Below are 18,796 nucleotides of genomic sequence, written 5' to 3' on the forward strand. Positions count from 1 at the left end.
TATGGGTTATGGGTGGTTTGAGTTCCAAAGGCAGTTGTCAATCAATTAACGGCTAACATCTAACCCCTAACTCTTCCCCATGCCCCTCCCTCCGCTGATCTGGGATTCCGTGGACGCGGAGGCCGTGCCGCCGGAGGGGATGGACCTATTGTGGTCCACGGGCTGGCGGCATTTTGGGAGGCAGTTCTTCCGGTACAGCGTGGCGGAGCATGCTGGCCAGTGGCAGGGCATTGTACCGCTGCGGATTGATCTGCAGGCTAGCTCGCTCAGCAAGAGCCAGCGCCGGGTGCTGAGAAAGAATGCCGACCTGACCGTAATCTGGACGTCGGTACGGGTTTCTGAAGAGACCGTGGCGATGTTTGACCGGCACAAGGCCCGTTTTAAAGAGAATGTCCCGGAATCGCTGGCCTGCTTTCTGGGCGAAATTCCCGAGAAAGGACCGTGTCAATGCCTCGAACTCCAGTGTCGTTTGGGAGACAGGCTTATCGCCGTGAGTTTTGTGGATGTCGGACATCGTGCCGTCTCCAGTGTGTACGGCATGTTTGAGCCAGATGAGTCACGCCGGAGTCTGGGCATCTTCACCATGCTGCTGGAGCTGGAATGGGCGCGACAGCAAGGGTTCCGTTATCACTATCCTGGCTACGCCATGACTGGCCCCAGTCACTACGACTACAAGAAACAGTTCAACGCAATGGAGGGCCTGGACTGGGAGTCAGGGGAGTGGCGTCCCCTGGATAAGGACGGTTTTGAGAGAAAGGATTAACAAGATTTTTGAAGGATTAACAGGATGGAGTGCAGGATTTGGTTGGTCGGATTTAGACATTATCTGGAGATTGGACAAGGTGAGTCTGTGCGGGAGTTGGATATGTCTGTGTGTTCAAACTTTAGTCTGTCGCAGCTTCGGAAGTGTTGGCTTCGTGCATCGCGATTCCGCTAAACACTTCAACGTGAAACTGGGCGATCACTTCCAACATCTGGCCGTGAAGTCCGGCGTGGATGCCTTCTTGGGCCTGTAGTTTCATGGCCGATCCCAAGGCTTCGCCGTCGGCGAAACAAATTTCGGCATGGTAGGGCAAGAGCTTGGACCGGGGAGGCTGGCCGTTGTTTCGGGCCAAGTGAAAGTCCACCGCCCGGGACTCTTTGCACAGTTTGGAGAGGAAGGCGGCCACGGCCCCCAGTCCTTGTTGTTCGGGTATGTCCTCCTTGAAGCTGAACCAAACGTGAAAGTGGGTCATGGGAATGGAACCAGTACCTCTATCACAAGAAATCGGCCTTGATGTGATCCAGGTCAAATGGGGTTATCCCATGTTCAACCGCGAAGACGGTGTCGGCCTCCCTCAGATTTGCTGCATGGTGCCCGCGAGCACGGATGTGCAGGTCAAACAGGGTGTGCAGATCCGGTTTGCGCAGTTGTGCAAGCGTTCGCAACATGAGGGAAACGCCACGCAGGGAACTTTGCACATTGTTGTAAACGCGAGGGTGTTGGGTGAGGGCAATATCCGCCCAGATGACCTTCCCATCCACGATGTCAAAAATGGCGGGCAGGCAAATGCGAGTGTTGGCGGCGACATCCACTTTGTCCACCACGGTGGAGGGTTCAAAGATCTCGCCGGAATTGGGAGCAGAACGCGCCATCCAACCGGCAAAACACTCTGGGAGCTCGCAGTAGGGCTGTTCCGTGAAACTGTGCAGGCTCATGACGATGTAGCGCACGCCCTTCTGGCGGCACAATTCTGGGGTGACATCAATGAACTCTGCTGCTCCGTGTGGAGCATCCACGATGTCGCCGCTGTGGTGTCCGCCGAAATTCTTCAAGCTGTAGTAGCTGAGCAAGTCAACGTATTGGAATTTCTCATCGTACATCGTGGCGGATAGGTCGATGTCCACCCGGCTCCGGCCGTTCTTCCACCAGATGAAGAAGCGGAGAACCTCCCCGTCAGGTAAAGACAGCCGGCTGCCGCGTACCAGGGTCCGGAGCGATTTGGAGGCTGATCGCAGAGCGAAAGGGACTTGGTAGTCCTTCAATTCGGGATCGAGGTAGCAACGGCCCAGTGGTGGCAGTCTCGCGTAGTGCTGGAGCAGGGCTTCATCGCAGATGGCGACGAGCTTCTCCGTGATGGCTACAGGAATGGGAGGGAGAGGCTCTGTGGTGGCAAAAACGTTCGCAAGGGTGCCCTTCGGGAAAAAAGTTCTCAGCGGGGCAGGGGAGTGGCGATGGCGGAAATGGACGAGACACTGGAGCAACACGGAAGTGGAAACTTCGTGTGCGTGCTGTCTGAACGCAGTCACCACCTCGTCTGGTGACGAGCTGATTCTAACCAGGTGATCCAGCCTGCGAGCAAACTCGCCCGGTCTTGTCCTGAGCAGCTGGAGAAGACCAGGAACATCACGGTGGAGAAGTCCTGCCTCCAACGCGCTGTTAAGCGTGAATGAGGGCAGATTGTTCCGTAATACATCGAACGCCTTCGCGGTTTCCGGAAAACGTGAGGCATGCTCGCCGGGATGGAGACGCTCTCCCAACCGGATCCATCGGGGCTTCCACCGCAACATATCTTCGACCCGATTCGGGAAGCTTTCCAGCCATGTGAGGAACTTCAATCGCAAGCGACGGCCGATTTTGCCAAATCGAACCGGCTTTGCCAACGAGACATCTCCTCCGCTCAGCGCCACTGCCAGGCGCAACACATCTGTAGCGGTCTTCATCCGACTGTCGAGATAAGCGATCCCAATGGAGGTGTGTTTCACCAACTCTGAGCCCAGGTAAGCGAGGTTTTCCCGGGAGGTGACACAGGCTGGCAGCAGTGGAAGCACCTTGTCGCCGTACTGAGACGCCAGCCAGGCGATGTCCTCTCTGTCCTGGGGGGAGTACGCGACACGGGAGCGCATGAGTTCTGCCATCGCCTGATTGAAATCGGCCGTATCACCCAGACGGATGATGCGAAGGGAGGGGCGATCCTGCAGAGGAGGCCGTGACTCGGCGGGGAGTTGCTGCCGGTCCAGCGTCCAATAGTATATGACAGCGCGGAAGTAGAGCTCCGCTTCTTCCATCTCCATGACTTGCGCGGGGAAATTGGGGTAGAACGGCTCGAACGGATGATGGGCACCTACCAGGATCTGGAGGTCATGGGTCAGGCGGAGGTAGAAATCTTCCACTTTCGCGGGTGAAAGGTTTTTCAATTCACGAATGACCTCCTCCGAGAGGAGATAGCCGAGAGACTCAAGATTCTTCTGGAGCGCGGCGAGGACGGGCAGGGGCGTGGTGCCGCCATCGGTTGCAGGAACCGTCACCTTGCTACGGCGCCGGATGTAGATGGAGTTCATAGCTGGCGAAAAACAGGAGCCCCGGTCGGCTGGTGTGCCGCCGGGGCGCTGAATAGGGCGGAAAGCGAGGACCCTAGGGTTTCGAAGGTTAGAAGGAAGGATCTTCAGAGCCGCCGTGAAAGGAATACTTCGCCAGCGTGGTGATTGCAAGCTTATGGCGCAAACATCCGGGGGGCCTGACTGGGGAGTCAGGACCAAAAAAATAGAACCCGTTGTTGCTTGGGTATAGGAAAGAACAAGTGGCCCCCTGCGAGTTGAAGCAGGAGTGCCATGGCTCAGCCCGCCTCAGCGAGGGCTTCCCGGGGCTGACGCAGGCTCGGGCAGATGTCAGCTACGGGGCGGACCTCAACGGTGAGGCCAAGGCGCACGCTGGGGCAGTCGCTGGCGATCTCCACCGCTTCTTCCAGGGTGTTCACCGTCAGGAGAAAGTAGCCACCGACAGCCTCGGTGGATTCCACAAAGGGGCCAGCCACCGTGCGACTCCCAGACCGGGAGACGACGCGGCCTGTGCCTTCGAGAGGGTGACCTCCCTCGAGTTTGCCCTGGCTGGAGAGACGCTGATACCACTCATTCCACTGTTGGAGCAGTTCCTGCCGTTGGTCCGGAGAGATTTGGTGGTGGCTGGCGTTGCCACCACGGAAAAGGAGCATGAATCGGGATGAGGGAGGGCTGGTGGTGGAATTCATAGGGTGTGAGCGGTTACAGGTTTCCTCAGAATGACGATCAGACGGGCCCTGGTTGGACAGCCACGAAATGGTTGCATCGGATTTCTGGTTCCGGATGCGCGTGTCTGCAGGAGTGGGAGGGACCAAGTTTAAATAAAATTGCGGTGAATGTCCGAAACGACCGTTCCAGTTCGTCGTGACGATGAAACGCCGGGATCACCGGTTTTTCCCAACCTCATTCAACCAGGAATCATCCCACCCAAGTCCAACCCTACCCTAACCAACCCAATTTGATATGAGCACGAGTAAAGTGGAAGCAGTGCCAAGCGACATGCGCACCGTGACGCCGCACCTCATTTGTGATGGGGCCGCAGACGCGATCGAATTCTACAAAAAAGCGTTCGGTGCCACCGAAATCTGCCGCCTGCCCTCGCCCGAGGGCAAAATCATGCATGCCGCTGTGAAGATCGGCGACTCCATGGTGATGCTGGTTGACCAGTATCCGGACTGGGGCTGCATGGGCCCGGCCGCTCTCAAAGGCTCCTCGGTGACGATTCATCTGCAGGTGGAGGATGCCGACGCTCTCTTCCAGCAGGCGGTGGATGCTGGAGCGAAGGTAATCATGCCGATCGAAGACGCCTTCTGGGGCGACCGCTATGGCAAGGTGGAAGATCCCTTTGGCCATCACTGGTCCATCGCCACGCACGTACGTGATCTGACGCCAGAACAGATTCAGGAGGCCATGAAATCCTCCTCCTGCGCGGGCGAGGCCTGATCGGGAGATGGCTGAAAACCTTGTGCGGCACCTGGGGAAACACGGTGCCGCCATTCTGTTGTCCTCAAGCTTCCAGTTCCGGCAGAAGAGTCTTCACCTTTTCCTCCATTTCATGGGGAGATCTGGCGTACACGCGTGCGGCCTTTCTCTGGATCTTAGACAGCAGCTTCTCCCGTTTCTTCTCAAGGAGCGTGTGAGTTGGCTCATCAACCCCCTGGGTGCGGACGAAGACGTCAATGTCATGCACCTTGCCGAGCAGGGAACTGAGCCTGCGGGTGCGTCGCAACCGACGGGGGTGGCCCAGCCACGCGTGGAGCGCCAGGGTCTGGTAGTAGTGGTCTTTGACGGCCTTCCGCCAAGAGTGCAGTGCCTCCGTGCCGGTATCCTTGTGGCTCCGTTCGAAAGCTTTGTGCCCTTTGCGGTAAGTCTTTGCATAGGCTTCAGCCACGGTTTCCCAGGAAAGGGAAAACAGTCGCAGCCGTCCCAGTCGGTCTGTCAAACTGGATGACTGCCGGGTGAGTTGTTCCATGGGGGGCTCGGTCACCACGGCAGGGCGGACAGATTTGCGGCGGATTTTTCGGCCGTCCGCATCCTTGGGGCAGAGTCCGTCCTGGTCGAGCGATTTCAAGAGTTCGTCCATCACCACCTGATCTCGCTGGGTGGCGACAGTGCGTTTTAGATTCCGGATCGCCCCCTTTAGCGTGGCAAATTGCTCGACGGACAGGGCGGGGCGGGCGAGACGCAGGAGAGCAAAGAGTTTTTTCATGCGTTTGCGAAGCGCATGGATGGCGGTGTCCGGCTGAGTCCGTACCCGGCGGGTATCCTGCTCCGCAAGCGTGGCCATATGCACGAGGAGACGCTTCAGCCACACCGCAGCCTCAGGTGGGGCGGCATGAGCTTTTTCAGAAGTGGAGCACCGGGCGATCACGGGTGTGAGCGGCTGCATTGCCGGAGCGGTGGCCCACCGGATAAGTCAGGCTAACGCCCTTCCCGAGTCAGCAGGAACTGACGTCTCTGAATGCGGGTGGCCCGTATGTGTGCCATCTCCTGGGCTTCGGTCAACTCCCAGCGTCTGTCAGAAACGCCAACTTGCCAGTGGCAGGCGCGGATGAGAACCCGCTGGCCTTGGGGATTGAACCACTCCAGCAGCAGCATGTTTTTGAGCGTGGAGTTGTCGAAAACGAAACACGGGTGGCTCGGTCGGCAGCTTCTCTGCCAGAGCTGGCTGACGCGTCGGGAGGCGGACATCTCGCCAGCCGTCCCCGTCTGATGCGAATGCATTGCAAGCGTGTCTTCCAGACTGGGCTCAGGAAAGGGATTGAAGAAACTGATGCGGCACCCTGCAATGTCGCGGAGGAAATTACCCCGAAGCTCGACGATGACGGGTTCTGAACAACCGATCACCCACAACCGTCCCCGGATATGGTGGGGTACCTCGTTGGAGAGGTAACCGTGTGATACTGGATTGTTCAGGAGAATGTCCATTATAATAACTATAACGAAGCAGAGACGTGCGGCAAGAGAAACTCTTAGCACATATTTAGCTTTGCATGCAAATGCAAATGCCTTCTGACGGGTTGCGCGGTCAGGAAATTTGTCGGACACATGAGCATCGAACTTTTCCGCTGAACTGGATGCCGCTCCCCCTGTCTCTTTCCATCATTTCTTTTAACGAAGAAGCCAATCTCGGCCGATGCCTGGCCAGTGCCGCAGATCTTGCTGAGGAGATCGTGCTGGTGGATTCTGGCTCCAAAGACCGGACCCGGGAGATTGCCGAGTCCTATGGAGCGCGGGTGGTGCACCAGGATTGGCTGGGGCATCGGGATCAAAAGAATGTGGCGCTCAGTTTGTGTACACGCCCCTGGGTGCTGGCGTTGGATTGCGATGAGGAGCTCTCACCCGAACTGCGGGCCAGTATTTTTGAGTTCTTCCAGTCGGGTGAGGCGATCCGCTTTGATGGTGGCGTCTGCAACCGCAAGGTGTGGTTCCTGGGCAGGTGGATCACGCATGGCGACTGGTACCCAGACCGGAAACTCAGGTTGTTCAAGCGGGAGGGCTCGCGATGGGCGGGCAGCCCGGAGCATGATTACATCGAACTGGGCGGGCCCACCGTGCATCTGAAGGGGGATCTGCATCACTTCTCCTTCCCGAACATGAGCCGCTACGTGGACAAGATCAACGGCTTCGCAGATGTGTTCCTCGAACGGCAAAAGGCCGAAGGCAAGCGCTGGTCTCTGGCATCCAATGTTTTCCGACCCTGGTGGCGGTTTGTTCGTGCCTACATCCTGCGCAGGGGATTTCTGGACGGCTTTCCAGGGTTCTGGATTGCGGTGGCCACGTCTTTCTTTGCATTTGTGCGCTACAGCCGGAAGTATGAAGACGAGGTGGGATCGCAATCGCCACCCCGACAATAGTTCATCATGCGCATCGCCCTCATCTATCATCAGTTTGTTCCACGTGGTGGCCTGGAGGGCTACCTCATGGAGTTTGCGCTCAGGCTGAAAGCGGCCGGGCATGAGCTGGATGTGGTGGCGGGGGAGATTCACCCCGCACTCGAGAAGGAGTTGGGGGCTCAGGTTCATCAGGTGCCCCTTTTGCGGGGTTCTCCTTTGCTGCGGATGTGGCAGTTCGAGCGGGAAGCCTCCCGCCTGGCGGGCGAGCTTCCGGTTTCGGTCACTATTGGATTTGGCCGCACCACCACCCATGACCTGCATCGCGCCGGGGGCGGATGCCACGCGGTGTACTCCCGCCTGCTTCCGCCGTGGAAACGGTGGTCCCTGAAGAATCTCCTCGAACTAAAGCTGGAGCGGCAGCTGTACACCTCAGGGAGGACCCGCCAGTTTGTCGTGAACTCCGCACAGGTGGCGGGCCAGTTGCAGGAGCTCTATGGCACGCCTGCCGACCAGTTCCAGGTGATCCACACGGCGGTGGACACCGCGCGCTTTCAGCCTGCGGCAGACCGGGCGGCTGTGAAGGCGGCTGTCTGCAAACAGCTGGGAAGCGATCCCGACCGACCGGCCTTTCTCTTTGTTTCCCTAAGCCATCGGCGCAAAGGGCTGGACCCGCTTTTGGAGGCGTGGCGTGGCGTGGATGCTGATTTGTGGATCGTGGGCAAGCCTCTGAATGCCCACTACCGGGCACTGATTGCCCGGCATGGTCTAGGGGAACGGGTCAAAACCATGGCCCCGCAGTCAAACGTGGCCCTGATTTATCAAGCGGCTGACTGGTTCATTCACCCGACACAGTACGACGCTTGTGCCAATACGGTCTTGCAGAGCATGGCGTGCGGCCTTCCGGGACTGATTTCCGTGCATGATGGGGTCATTGATCTTCTGGAGGAGGGGCGCAATGGACTGCTCCTGGGGCAGCCTGGGGATCCGGCTGCCATTGGAGCCGTGGTGGGGCGGGCCCTGGGGCTGTCCGAAGGGGATCGCATTGCCTTGGGAGAGGCGGCACGGGCGACCGTTGAGCCTCTCACCTGGGAGGCGCATGTGCGAAAGTGGATGCTCCTGATTGAAAAAATGGACTAGTGTCAGATGTTAGGCCGGGGTGACGATCTTGTCACACTCGCAGGTTTGTTGAGCTCGACGAATCCGTCACATTCAAGGGGATACCCCAACACTCCTATGTCTGACAAATCACTCATTCTCATCGCGGACGACGAAGAAGATGTTCGCGAACTCGTCGGGATGAATCTCCGACGGGCTGGATATGACACTGTCGAGGCGGCGGACGGGCTGCAGACGCTGGCCCAAGTAAGAAGACGCAAGCCCGATGCCATCGTGCTGGACGTGATGATGCCGGGCCGGGATGGCTTTGGTGTCTGCCAGGAATTGCGGGAGGACGAGAGCACCCGCCACATTCCGGTGATCATGCTCACTGCCAAGGGGCAGACTCAGGACCGCATCGCCGGCCTGGAACGCGGGGCGGATGATTATCTGTCAAAGCCCTTCAGCCCCAAAGAACTGGTGCTGCGGGTGCAGGCGTTGTTGCGGCGGGCTGCCACGGTGGGCTCTGGATCCGAGCTGAAAGAGGGGCCATTCGAATTTGATCTCTCTGGAGTGAAGTTGAATCTGGGGGGGCAGCCCATGGATCTGACGCTTCTGGAGTTCAAGCTGCTGCACCTGCTCGCCAGCCGGAAAGGCGAGGTGGTGGAGCGCGACTTCATTCTGCGTGAAGTGTGGGGATATACCGAGCAGGTGCGGACGCGCACGCTGGATACCCACGTGAAACGCCTGCGTGAGAAACTGGGTGAGCATGCCGAGTGGCTGCAAACGTCTCGTGGCTTTGGCTACATCTTCAAGGAACCTTCGCCGGTGGCGGTTGCCGTTTAGTCCTGGCATCGCTCTTGGCACCCTGGCCCTTACCGCTCGAATGACCGCTTTTGCCATCGGGGTGCTGTTTACGTTGCTGGTGTGCGGCTGGTTGTGGCTGCGGTCTCGGATTCACGTGCGTGAGCTGGAAGCAGACCTGATGAACAAGCTGAAGGTGGAAGAGGGCTTTGTGCAGCGTAATCAACGCAGGGCGGAAATGCTTCACCAGCTGGTGGACGGCATTGACGATGGGTTGTTCATCGTCAGCCCCGAGCTCAAGGTTATTTTCGTGAACCGCGGTGCCATGCGGTTCTTTCAGCCGGTGTCAGAGCCGGTGGGGCGCACTCTGCTGGAGTGCGTGCGGGATCATCGCATAGTTGAGCTGGTAGCCACTGCGGCCGAGAAGGGGACCCGGATGAAGGAGGAGTTCCTGGTGGCCATGAGCGGCCAGTCCAAAACGATCGAGGATCGTGTCTATTCTGTGGAGGTGCTTTCCCTGCGGGCCACCATGCCCACAGAGATGGATGGTGCACTTCTGATGGTGCTGCGGGATGAGACGGACAAGCATGCCCTGGAGAAGATTCGCAAGGACTTCGTGGCAAATGCCTCGCATGAACTGCGTACGCCGCTTTCCATCATCAACGGGTATCTCGAAAATTTGGTCGAAGGGGACATCGAGACTCCAGAAGAGGCGAAGCGCGCCTACACGGTGATGAAAAAGCATGGCGACCGCCTGGCTTCCACTGTGGAGGACCTGCTGGTGATCAGCCGCATGGAATCGGGTGAGCATGATGCGGTGAGAGCGGAGGAGTTCGACTTCCGCGCCTGTGCCCAGGATGTCGTGCACCGGCTCAGTCCCGTGATTCAGAGCAAGGAAGCCTGTGTAACGCTGGATATGGAGGAAGGCTCTGCGGTGATTTCTGGGGACCGGTACTATTGGGATCAGATCCTTTTCAACTTGGTGAGCAATGCGCTCAAAGAAAACCTGGCCAAAGGGCTGGAGGTGGTGATCAGACTGCGCCAGGAAGTGGAGTCCTCGGAGATCCAGGTGCGTGACAATGGCGTGGGTATTCCCCATGCCGACCTGCCGTTTGTCTTCAAACGTTTCTACCGGGTGGCCCGCCATCACTCCCAGGAGATCAAAGGCACTGGCCTTGGTCTCTCCATCGTGAAGCGGGCGGTGGAGGCCCACCGTGGCACCATCACGCTGCACAGCCGGCCCGGGATTGAGACCGTCTTCACGATCCGCATCCCGCGCAAAGGTGGAGAACTAGCGAACACAGAAGGGGCCGGGCAGGGCACCCCTGCCATGCTGACGGCGAATGGATGACGGTGGGAGATCCTGGCTGAACTCAGCAGTATTGCGGGCAGCCGTTGGGAACCGCTCTCACCTGCGAGTGGGAGGTGGCGGCTCAGCGGCGTGTACGGTGGCCTGTGATTCCGAATTACCGTGACTTTCCGCTCCGGATCTTCTCCCATGCCGCGCTGGGCAGTGGGGCATAACCGTAAAACTCCGCAGGGCTGCCAGCCTTCGGAAGGGGGAAGTCAAAGACGCTGACACCGTTTTGGCGCTCGCCATCAAAGGAGCGGCCATCGCTGGCACCAAAGATGACGGGCTTGCCGTTCTCCTTGCGCTTGCCGAAGTAGATCATCACATGGGTGACCGGTGTGGAGCGGGGGGCATTGGACTCATAGGTTCCGGTCCAGAAGAGCAGATCTCCGGGCTTGAGTGCGGTGAAGGCGGGATCTTTGAGGTTTCCCACATGCTCTGTCCGGTACAGCATGCTCTGGCGCATCGTCCAATCACACACTTCACTGGACTGCCGGGGCACATCGGAAACGCCCAGCTTGTGCAGCAGGTGATAGATGGTTCCTGAGCAGTCCATGCCACCGGATTTGGGGTCCGCAGAGCCAAATTGGTAGCGGAGATTGAGCTTAGTGAGCGCCAGGGCCTCAGTGATGAGGGTCTGAAGCGGTGCGGGATAGGCATCGAACCCTTCGATCTCATTGGGGGAGAGGGTGGCAACATGCGCCGCCTTGGCCGACTCCGCAGGTTTGGCAGTCGCCGTCATCTCCGAGGGCTCTGGAACCTTGGCCCTTGGGGCTGCGGTGGGCAGAGGGGGAATGGGAAGTGTGTTGATGCTGGCGGAATCCTGGGCACGCAGGACCGGAGCGGATAGCAGACCTGCCAGCAGGCATGCCAGGCAGGTGGAAGACGTCACGGGGTGCATACGGGGATGCTACCAGACGATCGCGCCGGGCTCAAGCCGTCACTTCCTTCTGTGCAAGCAGATGGGTGAAGGGATTCGGGGCCACGAGGTTGTACTGCCGGATGGCCAGCCGCCAAAACGGTGCGAGGTTTTCATCAGCCGCTGACCAGAGCTGGTAGTGCAGGTGGGTGACCGTGTCCTGATCGTAGAGCACCGCCACCAGTTCTTTCGAGCTGAGGGAATTGGGCCCCTGGGTGACCAGCTTCTGCGCCAGGTAGGCGAAATATTCGCGGGAGTGGTGCGGGTGCTTTCTGCGGCGGAGCAGGCTCACATGCAGACCGTTCACATACGGATCCAGACACACCTGGATCAGGCCGTAGCGCTGTTCCATTTCGGGCTGCATCTTCGGGCGATCTTTCACTTCCTTGAGGTGTTGGTTCAAGGACTGAAGCACTGGCGGAGGGTGCAATTCCTCAGGTGTGAGGAACAGACCAAACCGCTGGAGGGAGCGATTGCTGGAGGTCATGATGGCAAAGGGAATGGCCACCACAAGGGCAAGCAGCACCGGACTGATCCAAAGCAGGAAGTTTGAGGAGATGAAAAAGGCCAGAATGCCCCAGGCAACCCCCAGGAGGGAGGTACCCCCAAACGTAAGAATCGGCTCCCGCCAGTCAATGCCGGAGCCCAATTTCCGGCGCTGTGCCACCCAGCTAACCCCCTGACCCAGGATGGTCTTCATCACAAACTTGCTGTGGAAGATCATCATCACGGGGGCCATGAAGGTGAACAGCAGGGTATCAAGCAGGCTGCTGAAGGCGGTGAGCATGCGAAGGCGGAACGGCTTGAAGAGGCGTCCTGTGACCACCTCATCCATCACGATCACAGTCTTCGGCAGGAAGATGAACATGAGGGTGAGCCCCAAAAGGAGTTGACCCGCAAAACTGGCCTGCTGCCCCATTACTCCCTCCCCCATGCCAGCCATGATGGTGCCCAGAACGAGGAAGATCAGCCACAGCGGTGAGCTCACGTAGCTCATGATGCCATGGAAGAAGTTTAGCCGGCTGATGGGGTGCCAGCCGCGGGCGAAGAGCAGCCAGAAGTGCTGCATGTTCCCCAAGCACCAGCGACGGTCACGCTTGAGCATGTCAATGAGCGTGGGAGGGCCTTCCTCATAGCTCCCGTGATCGGTGGGAATGAGGCGCACGGCATAGCCGGCCTTACGCATGAGCGCTGCTTCCACAAAGTCATGGCTCATGATGTGGCCGCCAAAGGGCACCTTGGCCGGGAGTGGCGGCAGAGCGCAGTATTCAATGAACGGCGCGAGACGGATGATGGCGTTGTGACCCCAGAAGTTCGCCTCACCGCATTGCCAGTAGTTGAGCCCCGCAATGAAAGCGGGACCGTAGAGCGCCTGCGCAAACTGCATCACACGACCCAGGAACGTGTCTGCCCCGATCTGCTTGGGGAAGGTCTGGAGGATGCCCACGCCCGGGTTCTTCTCCATGAGGCGAACCATGTTCACCATGAGTGATCCGCTCATGACGCTGTCCGCATCAAACACGATCATGTACCGATAGCGCTTGCCCCAGCGGCGGCAGAAGTCGCTGACGTTGCCGCTCTTGCGGTTGATGGGGGTGCGACGCTTGCGGTAGAATATGCGGCCAAAGGCATTGAGCTGGCGGCAAAGTTCCAGCCAGCCGGTTTCTTCCTCGATCCATTTGTTGGAATCGTCGGAGTCACTCAGGATGAAAAAGTCGAAGTGTTCCAGCCTGCCGGTTTTATTCAGAGAATTGTAAACAGCGCGGAGACCCTCGAAGACGCGGGTGACGTCTTCGTTGTACACGGGGATGATGATGGCCGTGGTGGCGTGGAGCGGGGCGTCGATGTCATCCTTGGTGATGGTGCGGAAGAGGTCGATGGGATCGGGCTTGGCCCGGTTCATGATCCACACCCCGATCAAAGCCGTCCAAAAGCCGACATTGAGCTGATAGTAGAGCGGGATGAAGACGATGATGATACCCAATTCATACCACGCCAGGCCATCCACCTGTAGCATGAGGAAAAGCAGCCAGATGCCAATGACGGTACCCAGGAAGACGAAGGAGAAAAACGTGGCCCGGCGCATCCGCGAAGTCGTGACGGAGGGCAAACCTGCATGAGATGCAAGTTGCGCGGTGCGGCTACCCATGGGCGGGTTAACGGCGGGGGTGCTCATTTGTCGATGGTCAACCGGTAAACTGCTGTAAGGACGGCGGCCACAAACAACAACAACACGAAATAGCGGACGAAAGCGAAGGGACGACGGTCGGTCTCATCTTCCTCCTCGTCACCAAACAACCCAAGGTCGATTGGGCGGGGGGTCATCTTGGAGACCTGGAGACGGGGGCCGGAGGCCCGAATGGCAGAGCGCATGGCCTCAGCCATGTCTGGCGGAAGGTTGTCCCGGTCGATAAAGAAATGGGGCCAGCGGGTGGGCCCATCGCAAAGGTGAAAGCCGAGGCGGCCTGAACCTTCGATTTGGGATTCTGTCAGCTCCATGCCCTCATAGATCTGCCCCAGCCACTCGCGCAGCATGAGACGGGCCTGCTCGATGGCGTGGGCAGTTGGAGTCCGCTTGGGATCTGTCTCGTGAGCATCTGCCGCACGGCGGAGAGTCTCCAGGATGAGTTGAGTCCTCCGGATGCGGTTGTGCAGCCGGAAGGACCGGAAGTAGTCAGCCAGCCGGGCGTAGGCCTCGTTCCATTCCTCTTCCGAACCCGTCTTGGGCGCGAAGTGAATGGTGACGGCCTCCATGGGGAGGGCGGATTGAAAATCAGATAGCGACATGGAAGAACGGGGCCGCGGGCCGGAGAGTTGATACAGACGCAAACCCGCAGCAGCTTATTCTACTATCGACGCCATTGGTAGTTCCAGCGCTCGGAAATGGGATTTTTGTCGTCGAGGAGATCACAGGTGATTTCCAGCAACTTCGTGGTGGGTGGAATATCGAGCTTGAAGAATGCACGCCAGCCGCCGGTCTCTGGATTGGCCATGACGCGTTTGTCGAGCACCTTGGCATCGCCCTGGATGTTCACAGCCACGTCCGGCACCCAGCCTTGTGGCTTGTTGGCAGGGACGGGGCCCTTCGTGAAGTCCAGGACGAACACGAAGTCGTTCAGGACTTCTGTGGTGGCAACGCCCTCACCCCAGCGGCTGGCGGTCACCTTGGCGAGCGAGTGTTCGTGCTCCTTCAGCCAGTTGAGCTTGTAGGCAAAGCGGAGAGGTTCGGTGGAAGTGGGGAAGATATCCGGCTCCCAGAGGGTGACCACGTTGTCCCAGGTCTCCTCTCCGGTGGGGATTTCAATCAAGTGCAGTTTGCCACGGCCGAATCCTTCGATCGGCTCGACCCACACCGCGACGCGCTCATGGTAGCGGGCCTCAAGGTCCTCGAAATTCTTGAACTCGCGGTCACGCTTTTGCAGGCCAAAGCCCTTGATGCCTTCGATCGCGAAGACGCTGTGGCGAAGTTCCCGGCCGTTGTCCAAGGGTCTCCACAAGGTGGGAGCGTGAGCCTGCTCGATGAGCAGACCATCGGAATCGTGCACCTCTGGGCGGAAGTCGAGGGGTTTTGGGTGGGTGTTTTCCCCGTACCAGAACATGCTGGAGAAAGGTGCCAGACCCAAGAGCTTCACGACCTTGCGCAGGAAGATGGAGCCGCTGATTCGCATGACCGTTGTTTCGCCAGGTTCGATTTCGAACTCGTAGGCACCGGTTACGCTGGGACCGTTGAGGAGGGCGTAGAAGTGGAAGATCTTGTCACCCGGCTTGGGGGTAAGGAACCAGAAGTGAGTGAAGTCAGGGAATTCTTCTGGTTCACCACCAACGGTGTTGATGGCCAGACCGCGGGCGGAGAGTCCCCAGCCTTGCTTGGTTGTGACGGCGCGGAAATAGCTGGCACCCATGAAAACCATGAACTCAAAACGCTTGTCGAGCAGCGTGTCAGGGGCCAGGAGACGCATGCCGCTGTAGCCGTTCGGGTAGATCGCCTGATCAGGGACCTTCAGATCACCGTAATTAAAGAGCGTTTTGTCGAAAGGAATGAAAGTGGGCTGACCCGCATCGATCTGAAAATATTCGACGGGCTTCCGGAACATCCAGCCTGGGTGGAAAAACTCCACCTTGTAGGAGTGATCCACATCGCCATAGAGAGCTTTTTCGGGTTTGAAGCGGATCTGGCGATGGCCGTCGTATTTCAATCCTTCGAAAAACGGGTCCAGCTTCATGGCGGGAGCCACATAGGGCTTCTGCGCCAGCTGAGAGGCGTACGCCTCCAGGTCGAGATAGGTGCGGATCGACGGGATGCCCGCGACAGGGGATGGAGCCACCTCCACCGGGACGGCTGGCGCTGGGGCCGGAGCGGGCGCAGGCGCGGGATTTGGAGCCGGGCTGGGGGCGGCTTGCGGGGCGGGCGCAGGCGCTGGAGAGGGTGCCGGGGCGGGAGTTTGCGCCACGGCGGGCAGCGACAAGACCAACGAGCACAGACCTGCGAGAGTGTAACGGCGATGCATAGTGCGATGCTTCACAGAAAAAGGTGCGGAAGCGCGGCAAGAATGCCGCGACTTCCTTTTCCGTCAAGCGTTCCAAGCGGCATGTTCAAAATGGATATTACTGCGCGGGTTGCGGAAGATGGTCCGCGTGTTTAATTCCTAGACACAAGCTAATGAATCCAGTGTGTATCATGGTGGAAAATGGAAACATCCGGGTTGAAGGATCCCGTGGCGGGGCATGAGCGTGACCAGTGCAGGGCGTCAGTGGGCGACGGAGTTTGTCCCGTTGTTCAGAGGAATTCTCCTGGCGCTGCCGGTGGCCTTGCTGGCTGGAAGCGCGAGCGCCTTGTTTCTCAAGGCGCTGGACTGGGCGACCGCGATGCAGTGGCAGCGCCCGCAGTTGTTGTGGGCGCTGCCTGCGGGAGGGCTGCTGGTGGGGCTGCTCTACCATTTTTGGGGCAGAGGTTCTGACAAGGGAAACAATCTGATCCTTGAGGAGATCCACGCCCCTGGGGGAGGGGTGCCAGGCCGCATGGCTCCGTTGGTGTTGTTCGGCACCTTGGTCTCCCATCTCTTCGGCGGCTCCGCTGGCCGGGAGGGGACGGCCGTGCAGATGGGCGGCAGCCTCGCCTCGCTGCTGTCCCGCGTGTGTCGGCTCGGCCCTGCCGCTCGCCGGATGATGTTGATGTGCGGAGTCTCTGCTGGCTTCGGTTCCGTTTTTGGTACGCCGCTGGCCGGTGCCGTCTTTGCCATGGAAGTGTTGGTGGTGGGCCGGGTCCAGTACGAAGCGCTGGTCCCGGTGCTGGTCGCCAGCATTGTAGGTGACGCCACCTGTTCCGCCTGGGGGGTGCATCACACCATCTATCATCTGGATGTCGCACCTGGCGCAGGCAGTCACGCTGCTTTCCAAGCGGTATTGTTGGTGAAGGTGGCGGGTTCTGCGATCTGCTTTGGTCTGGCCAGCCGCCTGTTTTCAGAAGTGACTCATGGATTGCAGCGTTGTTTTGCCAGGTTGCTTCCCTTTGCCCCGCTTCGCCCGGTGCTGGGCGGGTTGCTCGTCATCGGGCTCGTATTACTTACTGGCACCCGGGATTTCTTGGGGTTGGGGGTGCATGCGCCACCGGGTGGGGCTGTTTCAATCTTGTCTTCCTTCGAACCTGGTGGGGCGTCTGGCTGGAGCTGGCTCGGCAAGCTGTTGTTCACTAGCGTGACACTGGGGAGCGGGTTTAAAGGGGGTGAGGTGACCCCGCTATTCTATGTGGGCGCGACACTGGGAAATGCCATTGGAGCCCTGCTTCAGGAGCCGGTCGGGCTGTTTGCGGCGCTCGGGTTCATTGCCGTATTCGCCGGTGCGGCGAATACGCCGCTAGCGTGTACGCTTATGGGTATCGAACTTTTTGGTGCTCACTACGCGGTCTATTTTGCCGTCGCCTGCTTTGTGGCCTTTATGGCCAGCGGGCATTCCGGTATCTACCTTTCACAGCGCGTCGCTGTAGGCAAGGGAACCATTCAGGACGGCTCAGGCGAGGGAGACGTGACCTTGCGGGATTGGTACAAGCGAGCGATACAGGATGAGGAGCCGCCCCCGCCGAAGTCCTGAGAAACGGTTGCCATCGCGAACTCAGGCGATGGTCGCCGCATGACGATTGGGCCAAAAAAAGGCCCGGTTCAAGGAACCGGGCCGAAGAAAATCCTATGGTCCTGAGGGCCATAGGAAGACAGCAAAGACTACTTCAGCGCGGCGATACGGCGGCAGACTTCTTCCACATTGGCGCGACTGTTGAAGGCGCTGATGCGGAAGTATCCTTCGCCAGCGCTGCCGAAACCGCTGCCAGGAGTGATCACCACATTCGCTTCGTTGAGCATCTTGTCGAACATCTGCCAGCTGGTGAGGCCTGCGGGGCAGCCCACCCATACGTAGGGTGCGTTGACACCCCCAAACACGGAGAGTCCGGCGTTCTTGCAGGCTTCCACTAGCAGGGCGGCATTGCCCATGTAGTGCTCGATGAGAGCCTTCGTCTGGGACTTGCCTTCGTCCGTGTAGAGAGCCTCGGCACCCTTTTGGACGATGTAGCTGGCACCATTGAACTTGGTGCTGTGGCGGCGGGACCACAGCGGGTGCAGGGCCTGGGCTTCGCCATTCTTCTTGCGGCCCATGAGGGACTTGGGAATGACCACGTAGGCGCAACGCACACCGGTGAATCCGCCGTTCTTGGAGAAGCTACGGAACTCAATGGCACAGTCGCGAGCCCCTTCGATTTCAAAGATCGAGTGAGGGATCGTAGGATCCTGGATGAAGGCTTCGTAGGCGGCGTCGTAAAGCAGCACGGAGCCGTTCTCGCGGGCATACTTGACCCATGCCTCAAGCTGGGGGCGGGTGGCGACGGCACCGGTGGGGTTGTTGGGGTAGCAGAGGTAGATCAGGTCGGCTTTCTCCTGGGGAATGTCGGGCACGAAGCCGTTCTCGGGCGTGCACTTCAGGTACACAAGACCTGCGTAAGCGCCGTTTTCGTCTGCCTCTCCGGTGTTGCCGATCATGACGTTCGTGTCCACGTACACAGGGTACACGGGGTCGGTGATGGCGATGGTGTTGCCCTGGCCGAAGATGTCCAGGATGTTGCCGGTGTCGCACTTGCTGCCGTCGCTGATGAAGATTTCATCCGCCTCGATCGGCAGGCCGCGGGCCTTGTAGTCGTTGTCGGCAATGGCGTTGCGCAGGAAGTCGTAGCCCTGTTCCGGACCGTAGCCCTTGAAGGTGGAGCGATTGCCGAGTTCATCCACCGCCTCGTGCATGGCGTAGCGCACGGCCTCGGGAAGGGCCTCGGTCACGTCACCGATGCCGCAGCGGATGAGGCGTTGGGCGGCTTCCGGGTTGCCTTCGGTGAAGGCCTTGACGCGGCGGGCGATTTCCGGGAACAGATAGCCAGCCTTGAGCTTGAGGAAGTTTTCGTTGATGAGGGCCATGTAGGGAGCGGGTGATAGAGGG

At 59.1% G+C, this 18,796-nt stretch carries 17 protein-coding genes; 7 read left to right on the plus strand and 10 right to left on the minus strand.

The window, feature by feature from the left end:
* Positions 1-79: 79 nt before the first annotated feature.
* Positions 80-763 (plus strand): GNAT family N-acetyltransferase, encoded by a 684-nt coding sequence (locus tag VSP_RS12610; protein WP_009961013.1) that lies wholly within the window; start codon positions 80-82, stop codon positions 761-763.
* A gap of 121 nt (positions 764-884) precedes the next feature.
* On the opposite strand, the gene VSP_RS12615 is transcribed toward VSP_RS12610, so the two are convergent.
* The 3 genes from VSP_RS12615 to VSP_RS12625 form a co-directional block, all read right to left on the minus strand.
* A complete protein-coding gene (locus VSP_RS12615) occupies positions 885-1,235 on the minus strand; it encodes a DUF6614 family protein (RefSeq protein WP_009961015.1) in 351 nt (116 codons plus the stop codon).
* 22 nt (positions 1,236-1,257) lie between these two features.
* Complete coding sequence (locus tag VSP_RS12620; protein WP_009961016.1) at positions 1,258-3,321, minus strand: TerD family protein; 2,064 nt, start codon at positions 3,319-3,321, stop codon at positions 1,258-1,260.
* 275 nt (positions 3,322-3,596) lie between these two features.
* Positions 3,597-3,971, minus strand: a complete 375-nt coding sequence (locus VSP_RS12625; RefSeq protein ID WP_075089356.1) for a YciI family protein — start codon at positions 3,969-3,971, stop codon at positions 3,597-3,599.
* Positions 3,972-4,281: 310 nt separating this feature from the next.
* Here VSP_RS12625 and VSP_RS12630 point away from each other — a divergent pair, with 310 nt between their 5' ends.
* On the plus strand, positions 4,282-4,761 hold the full coding sequence (locus VSP_RS12630; protein ID WP_009961018.1) for a VOC family protein: 480 nt from the start codon (positions 4,282-4,284) through the stop codon (positions 4,759-4,761).
* A 64-nt stretch (positions 4,762-4,825) separates the two neighbouring features.
* On the opposite strand, the gene VSP_RS12635 is transcribed toward VSP_RS12630, so the two are convergent.
* Together VSP_RS12635 and VSP_RS12640 are read right to left on the minus strand one after the other, a co-directional pair.
* On the minus strand, positions 4,826-5,707 hold the full coding sequence (locus VSP_RS12635; protein WP_009961019.1) for a CHAD domain-containing protein: 882 nt from the start codon (positions 5,705-5,707) through the stop codon (positions 4,826-4,828).
* A gap of 32 nt (positions 5,708-5,739) precedes the next feature.
* Entirely contained in the window at positions 5,740-6,246 is a 507-nt protein-coding gene (locus VSP_RS12640; protein WP_009961020.1) for a hypothetical protein, read from the minus strand.
* A gap of 149 nt (positions 6,247-6,395) precedes the next feature.
* On the opposite strand from VSP_RS12640, the gene VSP_RS12645 reads away from it, so the two are divergent.
* From VSP_RS12645 to VSP_RS39340, 4 genes are all read left to right on the plus strand, one after another.
* On the plus strand, positions 6,396-7,175 hold the full coding sequence (locus tag VSP_RS12645; protein WP_009961021.1) for a glycosyltransferase family 2 protein: 780 nt from the start codon (positions 6,396-6,398) through the stop codon (positions 7,173-7,175).
* A gap of 6 nt (positions 7,176-7,181) precedes the next feature.
* Positions 7,182-8,291 carry a glycosyltransferase family 4 protein gene (locus VSP_RS12650; RefSeq protein ID WP_009961022.1) on the plus strand — a complete coding sequence of 370 codons (1,110 nt, stop codon included), beginning with the start codon at positions 7,182-7,184 and terminating at the stop codon, positions 8,289-8,291.
* Positions 8,292-8,387: 96 nt separating this feature from the next.
* Positions 8,388-9,095 carry a response regulator transcription factor gene (locus VSP_RS12655; protein WP_009961024.1) on the plus strand — a complete coding sequence of 236 codons (708 nt, stop codon included), beginning with the start codon at positions 8,388-8,390 and terminating at the stop codon, positions 9,093-9,095.
* 40 nt (positions 9,096-9,135) lie between these two features.
* A complete protein-coding gene (locus VSP_RS39340) occupies positions 9,136-10,404 on the plus strand; it encodes a sensor histidine kinase (RefSeq protein WP_009961026.1) in 1,269 nt (422 codons plus the stop codon).
* Between the two features lie 115 nt (positions 10,405-10,519).
* Here VSP_RS39340 and VSP_RS35175 read toward each other — a convergent pair whose 3' ends face one another.
* The 4 genes from VSP_RS35175 to VSP_RS12680 all read right to left on the minus strand — a co-directional run bounded on the left by VSP_RS35175 (position 10,520) and on the right by VSP_RS12680 (position 15,831).
* On the minus strand, positions 10,520-11,296 hold the full coding sequence (locus VSP_RS35175; RefSeq protein ID WP_157210861.1) for a C40 family peptidase: 777 nt from the start codon (positions 11,294-11,296) through the stop codon (positions 10,520-10,522).
* A gap of 40 nt (positions 11,297-11,336) precedes the next feature.
* Positions 11,337-13,472 (minus strand): glucans biosynthesis glucosyltransferase MdoH, encoded by a 2,136-nt coding sequence (mdoH, locus tag VSP_RS35180; RefSeq protein ID WP_044134323.1) that lies wholly within the window; start codon positions 13,470-13,472, stop codon positions 11,337-11,339.
* Between the two features lie 23 nt (positions 13,473-13,495).
* On the minus strand, positions 13,496-14,110 hold the full coding sequence (locus VSP_RS12675) for a hypothetical protein (protein ID WP_157210862.1): 615 nt from the start codon (positions 14,108-14,110) through the stop codon (positions 13,496-13,498).
* A gap of 62 nt (positions 14,111-14,172) precedes the next feature.
* Entirely contained in the window at positions 14,173-15,831 is a 1,659-nt protein-coding gene (locus VSP_RS12680) for an OpgD/OpgG family glucan biosynthesis protein (RefSeq protein WP_053332334.1), read from the minus strand.
* Between the two features lie 217 nt (positions 15,832-16,048).
* Here VSP_RS12680 and VSP_RS12685 point away from each other — a divergent pair, with 217 nt between their 5' ends.
* Positions 16,049-17,410 carry a voltage-gated chloride channel family protein gene (locus VSP_RS12685; protein WP_009961031.1) on the plus strand — a complete coding sequence of 454 codons (1,362 nt, stop codon included), beginning with the start codon at positions 16,049-16,051 and terminating at the stop codon, positions 17,408-17,410.
* Between the two features lie 128 nt (positions 17,411-17,538).
* Here VSP_RS12685 and VSP_RS12690 read toward each other — a convergent pair whose 3' ends face one another.
* Positions 17,539-18,774, minus strand: a complete 1,236-nt coding sequence (locus VSP_RS12690) for an LL-diaminopimelate aminotransferase (protein WP_009961032.1) — start codon at positions 18,772-18,774, stop codon at positions 17,539-17,541.
* Between the last annotated feature and the right edge of the window lie 22 nt (positions 18,775-18,796).

Source organism: Verrucomicrobium spinosum DSM 4136 = JCM 18804 (assembly GCF_000172155.1).
GTDB lineage: Bacteria > Verrucomicrobiota > Verrucomicrobiia > Verrucomicrobiales > Verrucomicrobiaceae > Verrucomicrobium > Verrucomicrobium spinosum.